This is a genomic window from Pectobacterium sp. CHL-2024 (assembly GCF_044751765.1).
Classification (GTDB): domain Bacteria; phylum Pseudomonadota; class Gammaproteobacteria; order Enterobacterales; family Enterobacteriaceae; genus Pectobacterium; species Pectobacterium brasiliense.
The window spans coordinates 552,801-565,833 of record NZ_JBIXKO010000001.1 but is presented as its reverse complement, the minus strand read 5'-3'; the positions used below and the strand labels follow the sequence as shown (position 1 = coordinate 565,833).

General features: G+C 50.7%; 11 protein-coding genes. 4 read left to right on the top strand and 7 right to left on the bottom strand.

Annotated features, from left to right (window positions below):
• Position 1 precedes the first annotated feature (1 nt).
• A complete protein-coding gene (locus tag ACIPUG_RS02480) occupies positions 2 to 982 on the bottom strand; it encodes a 6-phosphofructokinase (protein ID WP_400337197.1) in 981 nt (326 codons plus the stop codon).
• 484 nt (positions 983 to 1,466) lie between these two features.
• Between ACIPUG_RS02480 and ACIPUG_RS02475 the strand changes: the two genes are divergently transcribed.
• Complete coding sequence (locus ACIPUG_RS02475; RefSeq protein WP_180791915.1) at positions 1,467 to 2,720, top strand: D-amino acid dehydrogenase; 1,254 nt, start codon at positions 1,467 to 1,469, stop codon at positions 2,718 to 2,720.
• A gap of 37 nt (positions 2,721 to 2,757) precedes the next feature.
• Here ACIPUG_RS02475 and ACIPUG_RS02470 read toward each other — a convergent pair whose 3' ends face one another.
• The 4 genes from ACIPUG_RS02470 to yeaG form a co-directional block, all read right to left on the bottom strand.
• Positions 2,758 to 3,957: a multidrug effflux MFS transporter gene (locus ACIPUG_RS02470; protein WP_400337195.1), complete on the bottom strand. Its 1,200-nt coding sequence runs from the start codon at positions 3,955 to 3,957 to the stop codon at positions 2,758 to 2,760.
• Positions 3,958 to 4,146: 189 nt separating this feature from the next.
• Positions 4,147 to 4,557, bottom strand: a complete 411-nt coding sequence (locus ACIPUG_RS02465; protein ID WP_400337193.1) for a hemerythrin domain-containing protein — start codon at positions 4,555 to 4,557, stop codon at positions 4,147 to 4,149.
• A gap of 139 nt (positions 4,558 to 4,696) precedes the next feature.
• Entirely contained in the window at positions 4,697 to 5,971 is a 1,275-nt protein-coding gene (locus tag ACIPUG_RS02460) for a YeaH/YhbH family protein (RefSeq protein WP_010275403.1), read from the bottom strand.
• Positions 5,972 to 6,007: 36 nt separating this feature from the next.
• On the bottom strand, positions 6,008 to 7,942 hold the full coding sequence (yeaG, locus tag ACIPUG_RS02455; RefSeq protein ID WP_010275400.1) for a protein kinase YeaG: 1,935 nt from the start codon (positions 7,940 to 7,942) through the stop codon (positions 6,008 to 6,010).
• Between the two features lie 455 nt (positions 7,943 to 8,397).
• Between yeaG and ACIPUG_RS02450 the strand changes: the two genes are divergently transcribed.
• Positions 8,398 to 9,147 (top strand): MipA/OmpV family protein, encoded by a 750-nt coding sequence (locus ACIPUG_RS02450; RefSeq protein ID WP_039500882.1) that lies wholly within the window; start codon positions 8,398 to 8,400, stop codon positions 9,145 to 9,147.
• A gap of 158 nt (positions 9,148 to 9,305) precedes the next feature.
• Positions 9,306 to 10,157: an aldo/keto reductase gene (locus tag ACIPUG_RS02445; RefSeq protein ID WP_400337191.1), complete on the top strand. Its 852-nt coding sequence runs from the start codon at positions 9,306 to 9,308 to the stop codon at positions 10,155 to 10,157.
• Positions 10,158 to 10,219: 62 nt separating this feature from the next.
• Here ACIPUG_RS02445 and ACIPUG_RS02440 read toward each other — a convergent pair whose 3' ends face one another.
• Both ACIPUG_RS02440 and gapA read right to left on the bottom strand, forming a co-directional pair.
• The gene (locus ACIPUG_RS02440) at positions 10,220 to 11,089 is read right to left on the bottom strand and encodes a D-hexose-6-phosphate mutarotase (RefSeq protein WP_400337189.1); all 870 of its coding nucleotides are present in this window, start codon (positions 11,087 to 11,089) and stop codon (positions 10,220 to 10,222) included.
• Positions 11,090 to 11,196: 107 nt separating this feature from the next.
• Positions 11,197 to 12,192, bottom strand: coding sequence for a glyceraldehyde-3-phosphate dehydrogenase (gapA, locus tag ACIPUG_RS02435; protein ID WP_010295247.1), 996 nt, complete (start codon positions 12,190 to 12,192; stop codon positions 11,197 to 11,199).
• A gap of 344 nt (positions 12,193 to 12,536) precedes the next feature.
• On the opposite strand from gapA, the gene msrB reads away from it, so the two are divergent.
• The gene (gene msrB / locus ACIPUG_RS02430; protein ID WP_029367374.1) at positions 12,537 to 12,956 is read left to right on the top strand and encodes a peptide-methionine (R)-S-oxide reductase MsrB; all 420 of its coding nucleotides are present in this window, start codon (positions 12,537 to 12,539) and stop codon (positions 12,954 to 12,956) included.
• Positions 12,957 to 13,033: the final 77 nt, after the last annotated feature.

Sequence of the window (13,033 nt, the reverse complement as noted above, 5' to 3'; positions counted from 1 at the left end):
CTCATATAAGGTGATGGGCTTTCGCGAGCTTATAAAAGTGACTGTCGACATCAACCAAACGTCGTTCGGAATCCTCCAGGTCGATAGGAATAGCCTTGTTGTTATTATTGATAATGATAATTTTATTGGTTAGTCCGGCGTTAATACACCGAACCACTTCTTCTGCTAATAGGGTGCCCTGAATAATTTCTTCCCCGGTGGGCGCGCCATTTCGTAAACCATATCCCAAAATAGTTTTTCGGATACGGATGCCAATCTTATGCTCTAGTTTCTTGATAATGGTATCGATAGCGCCCTGAAAGCCAGGAGTATACTCATGGGTATAGCCTTCAGAGCATAAAATGATCACGCTGTTTTGTTCTGCGATTTTCTCCCGAATACATTGTGATAATTTATCAATATCCCACGGTGATTCTGGAATGAGTGCGATATCTGCGTTGCTCTTTAATGCCGCCTGCAAGGTTAATTCGCCACAATATCCACCGAGTAATTCAATCATGAATACCCGGCCTTGTAACCCGCGGCCTGTATTTCGTAATTTTTCTACTTCACCCATTACCTGCTCGCAGGCGGTAGAAAAACCAATCGTATAGCTATTCCCTGAAATGTCATTATCAATCGTCATACCTACGCCATAGCAATGAACGCCATAGTGACTGAGTTTTTTTAAAAACTGGAATGAGCCATCTCCGCCAGCCATAATGAGCGCGTCGAGTTTTTGTTTTTGAATGTTTTTGACGATTTGTTCATAGTCTGTTTTCCTACACTTTCCGGTTTTTCTCCCTGAAGTAATCAGGGGCATTGCCGAGAGGGAATAATCCACTAAATCGCGGCGAGTGAGGACTTTACAGCAGTTATCGATAAGGCCATTAATTCCCCCATCGAAAATGACGATGTCAGAGGCAGTCATTCTGTTCACCTGAAAGATGAAGTTATTTATTCCGCTAACGTCGCCGCCGCTAATGACTAATCCAATTTTCATCGTCGCCCTCTGGAAATATGAATAACCACCGTGTGAACACAATGTTATTAAACTGATAAGGCGTTTTTTTGATGAATGTCGCAAATTTGTATTTAATTACGGGGCTAAGTGTCTTGACAGTGATGTTGGTTATTCTATTGGCGTGATGGTTGTCACAATTTAAAAATAAACAATATAACTAACTTATTAATTAACCTGGATTTTAACATTTTCCCCTTTTTTACTTTTATTTAGCTTTTTAGCTAAAAAACGAATACGTATTTTGTGAATGATTTCACAGTTATTTCGTTACGATCCCAACGTAGAAGCAACGGATCGAAGAGATAACAATAGATAAATGTTATCGTCGGGATTGGTGACAATTCCTTCCCAAATGCTAGAGTAGTCTTCAGTTTTACCTTTTAACTAGTGTTTTATTCCATTAAATAAGCATTTTTCCAGTAGATTAGACGGTCTTTAACGGAGAGAAAGGGAGAGCGGTAGCATGCGGGTTGTGATTCTGGGAAGTGGCGTCGTTGGCGTAAGTACCGCCTGGTATCTTGCGCAGGCAGGGCATGATGTTACCGTGATCGACAGGCAGCCGGAGCCCGCGTTGGAAACCAGCGCCGGAAATGCCGGACAGATTTCCCCCGGCTATGCCGCGCCTTGGGCTGCGCCGGGAATACCGCTGAAAGCGATAAAGTGGATGTTTCAGCGTCATGCTCCGCTGGCCATCCGGCCGGACTTCACGGCAGCACAGCTGTGCTGGATGTGGCAAATGTTGCTCAACTGTGACGCGCGCCACTATAAAACGAATAAAGCGCGGATGGTGCGTCTGGCGGAATACAGTCGCGACTGTCTGCAAGCGCTGCGGCGAGATACCGGTATCCAATACGAGGGTCGGCAAGGTGGAACGCTGCAACTGTTCCGCACTGAGCAGCAGTATGAAAACGCGACACGCGATATCGCCGTGCTGGAAGAGGCTGGCGTACCGTATCAACTGCTGACGCGTCATGAGCTGGCCTCGGTGGAACCTGCGCTGGCGCATGTGGCGGGAAAACTGACCGGCGGGCTGCGTTTACCGCATGATGAGACCGGCGACTGTCAGCTGTTCACTCGCCAACTGGCGGCGATGGCTGCCGATGCAGGCGTCACCTTTAAGCTGGGGCGTAACGTTCGCCAGTTGCGGGTGGAAGGGCAAAGCGTGACGGGCGTCCAGTGCGACGATGAAATGATCGTGGCAGATGCCTATGTGATGGCGTGCGGCTCCTATTCCACCGGATTACTGCGTCAGTGGTTCGATATTCCGGTTTATCCGCTGAAAGGCTATTCACTGACGATTCCGCTGGCGGATGACGCTTTTGCACCGGTTTCTACCGTACTGGATGAAACCTATAAAATAGCGATTACTCGTTTTGATCGTCGCATTCGCGTTGGAGGCATGGCAGAGGTCGTGGGTTTTAACACCGAGCTGAATCCCAAGCGCCGTGAAACGCTGGAAATGGTGGTGCGCGACCTCTATCCTCACTGCGGCCCGATTGAGCAAGCAACCTTCTGGACGGGATTGCGTCCGATGACGCCAGACGGCACGCCGCTGGTAGGGCGCTCACCGCTAAACAATCTGTACCTGAATACGGGACATGGCACGTTGGGCTGGACGATGGCCTGTGGATCGGGGAAATTGCTGGCGGATATTCTGTCGAACAAATCACCGGAGATTGAGTCCGATGATTTGTCCGTGGAAAGGTATGCTCGTTAGGTTTGAACTACTTAGTTTTTAACTACTTGGTTTTGAACTAATTACGGGGCAGCGATGTAATGCTGCTCTTGTGGTGCCGCGTAAGCAGGCGGGCGCGTATCGCCAGCAGAGCGGCACAGAGCATGACCAGCGCCAGTGATACTTTTGACGGCAGAGGAATGGCCATAGCAATCAGGCCCAGCGCCGCGCCGCCCGCCATCTGCACAAATCCTACCATCGCCGACGCAATCCCCGCCTCATTGGAATAAGGCTCCAGCGCATAGCTGGTGGACGGCCCGATCAAAAATGCCAGACCGGCACAGGCCAGCGCGACAGGCAGCATGTAGGTTGGCCAGGTGTTTTGCATGGCTTCGGGTAAGAGAACGACGCCGCCAAGCAGCGAAAGAAACCCTGTTCCCATCAGCAGGCTACCGATAGCCAGACAGCGCGGTCGGCCGACTTTGCGGATAATGCGATTTGCAAAGAAGCTGACCAGCATGATCCAAAAACCGTTTACGCCAAAGGCAATGGAAAACTCAAGCGGCGTGAGCCGGGCCTCATTCATCAGCACCACGGGAGAGAAGGTGACATAGGTCAATGCCATCCCCATGGCACCCGCGTTGACTGAGGCGAATCCCAGAAACTGGCGATCGGATAACAAACGTGCGTATTGGCGCAGCGGCAAGCCGTGTACGGGCAGCGTTGAGTCTGGGCGCGTTTCAGGGAGGAAGCGGATGACGAGTGCCAGTACCAGAATGCTGTAGCCCGCGAGGAACCAGAAGGGCGCACGCCAGCCGAAGGCTTCAGCCAAAAGCCCACCCAAGAGCGGTGCCAATGCCGGCACAATGTTCAACGTGCCGTTAAGAAAGCCATAGGTTCTGGCTGCATCGTCGCCGTTCAGTTTGTCACGCACGCTGCTGAAAATGGCGACGGCGGTACAGCAGACAGCCAGCCCCTGAAAAAGACGTGAGAGGACGAACAGCGTGGCGCTGGTGGCTAGCGCGGCCATGATCGCACCGATGAGGTAGATAATCACGCCAGCCAGCGCCATAGGGCGGCGACCGTACTTATCGACCAGCGGCCCTGCTAGCAGTTGACCTAATCCCATGATCAGAATAAACAGTGCGACGGTGGATTGAATCAGCGATTCAGGGCTGTTCAGCGCCACGGCGATGGCAGGAATAAGCGGTAAATAGATGTCGATGCCCAGAGGGCCGAGTAGAACCAGAGTCAGTAAAATCAGAACAAATCGTTGCATAACAAAAACAGAAATCTATGTTTTATGGGTTCGACAGGGTAATGCGCACACTGGCGGAAAGAAAGCGTTATCTTTGTGACAATGTCACGATGATGTGAAGGGAAGTAGCGTGGCGAGGTTGTATGAAGGCGCTAATCAACAGGGCGGAGCAGAGATTTTCCGCCCTTTAGTCAAACGTGCTTAATCCACTCAGACCGTTTCAATGCGGGGATAAAAATCGTGATTCTCCCGCTGCATACGTTCATAGACCTTACGCAACACGTTATTGGCATCAGCCCGGAAATCCCTATCGTGCCCTATCAGTTGTGAAGCCGTATTCCAGCGACGGGAAAACGCATCGTAATCTGCGGCAATGGTTTGCATTTCATTCTGATAATGCTGACTCATCTTCGTTAACTGCTCGTCACCGCTGCGCTGAAGCGAAGGGTAAAGCACGCGATCTTCTGCGGAAAGGTGCAGCTTGATGGTTGAACTCATGGCGACGATGGAGCGGGCGATGTCAGTGGCGTTCTCCGTCACGCCTTCTCGTGATAGCCGACGCAGGGTATCAATGCTTTCGAGTATTTCGTTGTGCTGGTGTTTGAATTTATCAATGTTCATAAGTGATTCTCTGTGCAGGTATAATGCTATTTATAATACATGTATTATAAATGCATGTTTATAGGAAAATGCCCGGAAAGAGAAAATCAGCCAGCTAACGATTAATCATTAACAGATAACTGGCTGATTGAGAGGTGGGTCAATGCCCTACAGTTTGTTTACGGAAGAGTTCACGGAAGACAGGGTAGATATCATCCTGATCGCGGATATGCTGCATGGCGAAATTGTCGAACGTATCGCGCAGCGTTTCATATTCGCGCCAGAGCGTCTGGTGTGAACGCCGGGTGATTTCAATATAGCTATAGTAACGCACCATCGGCAGAAGTTGATTTGCCAGAATCTGGTGACACAGTGGTGAGTCATCAGCCCAGTTATCGCCATCCGACGCCTGTGCCGCATAGATATTCCACTGAGACGGATCGTAACGCTCGCGAACCACTTCCTCCATCAGCTTTAACGCACTGGAGACAATGGTGCCGCCGGTTTCCTGAGAGTAGAAGAACTCCTGTTCATCAACCTCTTTCGCCTGCGTATGGTGGCGAATGTAGACGACGTCGACGTTTTTATAATTTCGACTGAGGAACAGATACAGCAGAATATAAAAGCGCTTCGCCATGTCTTTCGTCGCCTGATCCATCGAACCGGACACGTCCATCAAACAGAACATCACAGCCTGGCTCGACGGTTCGGCCCGACGCTCGTAGTTCCTGTAGCGCAGGTCAAACGTATCGATAAACGGCACGCGGGCGATTTTCTGGCGCAGTTCGTTAATTTCCTGCCGCAGCCGTTCCTCTTCCAGCAATTGTGCAGGTTCGGTATGCGCCAGCTGTTCCAGCGTCTCTTCCAGTTCATGCAGCGTACGCCGTTTACCCGCTGTCATCGCCATACGGCGTGCCAGCGAGTTTTGCAGCGAACGTACCACGCTGATATTGGCAGGAACGCCGTTAGCGGTATACCCAGCGCGGTGCGTTTTGTACTCGGTCATCTGCCGATGCTGGGTCTTCTTCAGATTCGGCAGCGCCAGATCTTCAAACAGCAGGTCCAGATATTCGTCTTTGGAGATCTGAAAGACAAATTCATCTTCGCCTTCGCCATCTTTACTGGCATCCCCCTGACCGGAACCACCGCCGCCACCTCCTTGTGGCCGCTCGATTTTGTCGTTCTGTACAAAGTGATCGTTGCCCGGGTGGACGCGGTGGCGGCGTCCTCCACGGCCTTGATGGAACATCGGTTCGTTGATGTCTGCATTGGGGATCGAGACTGACTCCCCGCTTTCGATGTCGGTCACCGAACGCTTATTAATGGCCTCGGAAATCGACTGTTTTATTTGCGACTTATAGCGGCGCAGAAAGCGTTGGCGGTTCACCGTGCTTTTGTTTTTGCCGTTCAGCCGTCGGTCAATAAAATAGGCCATGTTTCCCCCAAACGCTGTTGCCAGCATCGTGCGTCATTATGATGACTTCCTCACCCGCAGATACCATTCGCACAGCAAACGAACCTGTTTCCGGGTGTAGCCTTTTTCCATCATGCGATCGACGAAGTCATCATGTTTTTTCTGTTCATCCGTTGAGGTTTTGGTATTAAACGAAATCACAGGCAGCAGCTCTTCCGTATTGGAGAACATCTTCTTCTCAATGACCGTACGCAGCTTCTCGTAACTGGTCCAGTTTGGATTCCGGCCGCTATTGTTGGCACGGGCGCGCAGGACAAAGTTGACGATCTCGTTACGGAAGTCTTTAGGGTTGCTAATGCCCGCAGGCTTCTCGATCTTTTCCAGCTCGGCGTTTAACGATTCACGGTCAAACAGCTGGCCAGTATCTGGGTCACGGTACTCCTGATCCTGAATCCAGAAATCCGCATAGGTAACATAACGGTCAAAAATGTTCTGGCCGTATTCGGAATAGGATTCGAGATAGGCGGTCTGGATCTCTTTACCGATAAATTCGGCGTATTTCGGCGTCAGATAGCCTTTCAGGTGCTCTAAATACTTCTCTGCCAGCTCCTGCGGGAACTGTTCGCGCTCGATCTGCTGCTCCAGCACGTAGAACAGGTGTACTGGGTTGGCCGCGACTTCGCTATGATCGAAGTTAAAGACGCGCGACAGAATCTTGAACGCGAAGCGGGTCGACAGACCGTTCATTCCCTCATCCACGCCCGCATAGTCGCGATACTCCTGATAGGACTTCGCCTTCGGATCGGTATCTTTCAGGCTTTCTCCGTCGTAAACCCGCATCTTGGAGTAGATGCTGGAGTTTTCCGGATCTTTCAGGCGTGACAGAATGGAGAAACGGGCCAGCGTTTCCAGCGTGCCGGGCGCGCAAGGGGCGTGCGTCAGTTCGCTGTGATCCAGCAGCTTGTCGTAGATCTTGACCTCTTCGGACACGCGCAGGCAGTACGGCACCTTCACGATATACACGCGGTCAAGAAACGCTTCATTGTTCTTGTTGTTACGGAACTGCACCCACTCGGATTCATTGGAGTGCGCCAGAATAATGCCGTTGAACGGCAGGGCGGCAATGCCTTCCGTCCCGTTATAGTTGCCTTCTTGTGTCGCAGTCAGCAATGGGTGAAGCACCTTGATCGGCGCTTTGAACATTTCGACGAATTCCATAATGCCCTGGTTCGCCCGGCACAATGCGCCGGAGTAGCCGTAGGCATCGGGATCGTTCTGAGCATAGTGCTCCAGCTTGCGGATATCGACTTTACCGACCAGCGCTGAAATGTCCTGATTGTTCTCATCACCCGGCTCGGTTTTCGCGATCCCGATTTGCGCCAGAATCGATGGCCACACTTTGACGACTTTGAACTTGGTAATGTCGCCGCCAAATTCCTGAAGGCGCTTGGCCGCCCACGGTGACATGATGGTGCCGAGGTAGCGCCGTGGGATGGCATACTCTTTCTCAAGTATTGCGGCATCTTCCTGCGGGTTGAACAGGCAGAGCGGATGATCATTCACCGGGCTGCGTTCGCCGTTGGCACTGAGGATGTAAATCGGTACGCGCTGCATTAGCGCCTTCAGGCGTTCGGCAAGAGAGGATTTCCCGCCGCCGACGGGCCCCAACAGATACAGAATCTGTTTCTTCTCTTCTAATCCCTGCGCGGCATGTTTCAGGTAAGAGACGATCTGTTCGATAGCCTCTTCCATGCCGTAAAATTCTTCAAAAGCAGGGTAGCGAGCAATCACCCGGTTTGAGAATAGGCGCGACATTCGTGATTCTTGGGCGGTATCCACCATTACAGGCTCACCGATAGCCGTTAACAATCGTTCAGCCGCGTTCGCATAAGCATTGCGATCCTGCTGACAGATGGTAAGGAATTCCTGCAGAGTGAACTCTTCGTCCTTGGCAGCGTCGTAGCGCTGGCGGTAGTGATCAAATATGTTCATAGCGATGCCCGTCCTTCGTCGATTAGCACAGATTAAGAGAGCGTGTGGAATATATGCCTATTAATGTATTGCCCTCCGAAAGAAGAAATCTCCTGAGTCCAGCAACCCTTATGCCAACTTGTCGCGTCAGGGCGTCGTGATTTTATTCATTCCTGCTGGTCAGGAAGACGTCACCTTCTGTATTAAAGCGTAGTTTGCATCCGTAAAATTTCCTCTACTCCACAGACGTATTTTTAAGATATTTCAAGGACTCACTTTCAGGAAAATCCGTGTAACATTATAGAGAATGGGCGTTGAGCCTTAAGGACACGGCCTATTACCGACGTTAGCGCACGTAAAACCTATCGAATATATAGGTTATTCGTTAATGTTATTTTTATATAACCTGAACGCGAACGTGTGTAATTGGCTTATCATGTTTCATGATATTTATCTGTAATAGGAAATAGAAAACTGTGAAAAAACCTCAACTATGTATGCTGGCCGCACTGGTTTCTGGTGCTGTGCTCCTGCCTTCAGCCTATGCCGCAGATGTCTCTCTGGGCCTTGGCGCTGCGGGTTCAACGTCCGTGTACCGTGGTGTTGATAATGACGTTATTCCGCTTCCTGTACTGAATTATGAAAGTGAAAATTTTTATTTCCGCGGGCTGGGTGGTGGATACTACCTGTGGAATGACGGCGCAAATCGTTTCTCTTTAACGGCCTACTACCTGCCTTTAGGGTTTAAGCCGGGAGATAGCGACGATCTGCGTATGAAGCAGTTGGACAAACGCCGCGGTACGCTGATGGCGGGTGCGGCTTATCGTCATACTGCCGACTGGGGTGAAATTCGTACCGTGCTGGCAGGGGATACGCTGGATTACAGCAACGGCTTCGCGTGGGATACCGCTTACCTTTACCGTTTCTCAATGGGCGATCTGAGCATCACCCCAGGTATTGGTGCGACCTGGTTTAGTGAAAACATGAACCAGTATTACTACGGCGTGAGTGCGCAAGAATCTGCGCGTTCTGGTTTTAACCAATACAGCCCTGGTGATGGTTGGGCTCCGTATCTTGAACTGAGTGCTGGTTATCAGATTAACCAAAGCTGGAGCGCGTGGGCCGTGGGACGTTACACGCGTCTGTCTGACGAAATGAAAGACAGCCCGATTGTTGATAGTAACCACAGCATCTTAATGAGCGCAGGCGTCAGCTATCGCTTCTGATGCTTTTCGTGAGCGCTTTTAATGCTCTTCGTAAGCATAGTGCATCTGCCGTACAATAATGGGGTGATATCACCCCATTTGCACATTTATGGTGCGCCAAACGCCATGTTAGGTTGACGCCAAACCCGTTACGTTGACGGCAGGCAAGGGAGGAACGCGTGACAAAAGCGATTCGTTTTCCAGATGACACCCGCGTACCGGCGATCGGTCAGGGAACGTGGTACATGGGCGAAGATGCCCGAATGAAAGCGCAGGAAGTGACGGCGTTGCAAACGGGTATCGATCTTGGGTTAACGCTGATTGATACGGCCGAAATGTATGCGGAAGGCAGGGCGGAGGACGTCGTCGGTGAAGCGATACGTGGCCGCCGCGATAGCGTTTATCTGGTGTCGAAAGTCTATCCGCACAATGCGGGAGGCGAAAAGGCGATACAGGCGTGTGAACGTAGCCTGAAGCGTCTGCAAACCGAGCGGATTGACCTGTATCTGTTGCACTGGCGTGGTGGCATCCCGTTAATTGATACGATCGCTGCAATGGAACGATTGCAGCAGGCGGGTAAAATCGGTCAGTGGGGCGTCTCCAATCTTGACCTTGAGGACATGCAGGAGCTCTGGTCTCTGAACGGCGGACAACGCTGTATGACCAATCAGGTGCTTTACCATTTGGCATCGCGCGGTATTGAGTTTGATTTGCTGCCGTGGTGTCAGCAACAGCAGCTTCCCATCATGGCATATTGTCCGCTCGCGCAGGCTGGGCGCTTGCGTGATGGATTATTCTCGCATCCGGTAGTGAACCGCATTGCACGCGAACATAGCATCACGCCTGCTCAACTGCTATTGGCGTGGGTAATTCGTCAACCGGGCGTGATCGCGATTCCCAAAGCCAGCTCTGTGAAGCATGTTCAGGAAAATGCGAAAGCGCTGGACGTGGTGCTATCGAAGGACGATATCGCGCAGCTCGATCAGGCCTTTCCACCGCCGACGCGCAAACAGCATCTGGATGTGGTGTAGCAGAAGCGAAAGGATTTGCAGAAGAGGGTGTATGGCGAAATCGCCATACACCTATCGCGTGATTATTTCTTGATGCGGATAACCGTTGCCAGACGCGCTGGCGCGTTGGTGGATGCGACAAACGGTTGATTAATGCGCGCAGTTTCCACACACACGAACGTTTTATATCCCTCATCGGTCATATCGCTAATCGTACGAGAGAGCTCAGCACCGGGGTTCCATGACACGACATCGCTATGGTGCGTATGGTGCACTTCGATAGCACGTTTCAGCACAGCGTCATGTACCATACTGGTGTCCTGCGGCTGGGTATAAATGCGGTCTGTACGGTCGGTAAAGACCAGATCGCCTTGCTGCGTTGCCAGCTTGCCCTGATCCACCTTATCAATGAAAGACTCACCCAGGCCAGCAATGCGGATATCGCTGATATTGCCGATATTGAAATAGGTATGCAACGCGCTGGTAATGCTGTAATCACCATGCGCTTCCAGTTCAATGCCACATTCCTTGCCCAGCTTGAAGCGGGCGATGAGCGTGAACGCATGCGGCCAGCTCTTACGCGTTTCTTCATTATCCTGCAGCGTGAACGTGAGCTGTACGCCATGTTCATCTTCGCTGTGGGCGGTAAATTCCCACGGCAGCAGACGGGCAAAACCGTGATTAGGATCGGCGAAAGGGCCAAACCAAGGGAAACAGATTGGGACACCGCCGCGAATAGCAACGTGATGAGTAAAAGGCGTATTGTCGCTCAGCCAGAGCACCGGCTCTTCGTTTGTTGGCTGCCAGCTGAGCAGGTGCGCACCTTGTAATGCGACTGCCGCGCGCACTTCAGGGTGATCAACGACAATGATAGGTAATTGGTCCAACTGACGCTGGGTGAGGGTGGCGCTAATTTGCTTCGTGACGGGGAGTGAGAACATTGTGTTATGCATGATAGTGCCTTTTTTTGATTGTTTTTCGTGGTAAAAAGAAATCTGCAATAAACAATAAAAAAGGGCGACATGACGTCGCCCTTTTTTCACAGAATCATCGCTGACGCTTATTTAGAGATGTGAGCGATCAGATCCAGAACTTTGTTTGAGTAACCAGTTTCGTTGTCGTACCAGGAAACCAGTTTCACAAAGTTGTCGCTCAGAGCGATACCCGCTTTAGCATCGAATACGGAAGTCAGTTTTTCACCGTTGAAATCGGTAGAAACTACTTCGTCTTCGGTGTAGCCCAGAACGCCTTTCAGCTCGCCTTCAGAAGCGGCTTTGATTGCTGCACAAATTTCTTTGTAAGAAGCAGGTTTTTCCAGACGTGCAGTCAGGTCAACAACAGAAACGTTCGGGGTAGGAACGCGGAACGCCATACCAGTCAGTTTGCCGTTCAGCTCAGGAATCACTTTACCTACTGCTTTAGCAGCACCGGTAGAAGATGGGATGATGTTCTGTGCTGCGCCGCGGCCGCCGCGCCAGTCTTTGTGAGACGGGCCATCAACCGTTTTCTGCGTTGCAGTGGTTGCGTGAACAGTGGTCATCAGTGCTTCAACGATACCGAAGTTGTCGTTGATGACTTTTGCCAGTGGAGCCAGGCAGTTGGTGGTGCAAGATGCGTTAGAAACGATTTCCTGACCAGCGTAAGTTTTGTGGTTTACGCCCATAACGAACATCGGGGTGTCATCTTTAGATGGACCAGTCAGAACGACTTTCTTCGCACCGGCAGCGATGTGTTTACGTGCAGTGTCGTCAGTCAGGAACAGGCCAGTTGCTTCAGCAACAACGTCTACGTTGACTTCGTTCCACTTCAGGTTTGCAGGATCGCGCTCTGCGGTAACACGAATGGTTTTGCCGTTAACAACCAGGTGGCCATCTTTAACTTCAACGGTGCCGTTGAAACGACCATGAGTTGAGTCGTACTTCAGCATGTACGCCATGTAATCAGCATCTAACAGGTCGTTGATTGCAACGATCTCGATGTCAGAACGCTCTTGCGCAGCGCGGAAAACAATACGGCCGATACGGCCAAAACCGTTGATACCTACTTTGATAGTCATATATTCCACCAGCTATTGGTTTGTGAATAAAAGGTTGGTTGTAAAATTACAAAAACCTTGCTGAGCGTCAAGCGGAATCGTGTCAATAGTTGCTGTAAGTCAAACCTATGACCAAACTTTGTGCGAAAACCGCTCGACCCTGTAACTAAGTAACATCTAAGCCTGATATGAGGGTGAAATGCATCATATAAAGCCTGTGTGATCTCAATATGTGATGTGTATCACAATTAAATATTGATGCTAATAACATTCCTAATATTAGGTCAGAACAGCCTGTTAGGTTGTTAATTTTTTGTTATAATCAATGATTAATTGAATTGATAACACCCGCCGTGAGACTTCCTATGACTAACGACTCTGCTTCGCGTACCCCATCCGACAATACTGAATTGACAGAGATGCAGCGCTATGTCACCCAGCAACGTGGTACGGAACCTGCGTTTTCAGGCAAATTGCTGCATAACAAGCGCACTGGCGCTTATCACTGTCTCTGCTGCCAGGCTCCGCTGTTTTATTCCGACAGCAAATACGACTCCGGTTGTGGCTGGCCGAGCTTCGATCAGCCCGTATCTTCAGAGGCGATTCGCTATCTGGAAGATGATTCACACAATATGCGCCGTATCGAAATCCGCTGCGGGCAGTGTGATGCGCACTTGGGCCACGTTTTCCCTGATGGCCCGAAAACCACGGGCGAACGTTACTGCGTGAATTCGGCTTCACTGAGTTTCATCGACGACGTTGATGGCGAACGCGTTGACGGGTAATCTGTTTGCGACAGGTGCGACGGCGATAAGCGAGATGATAGCTTGCTTTAAACGATTCAGCTACTAAAAACGCTGTT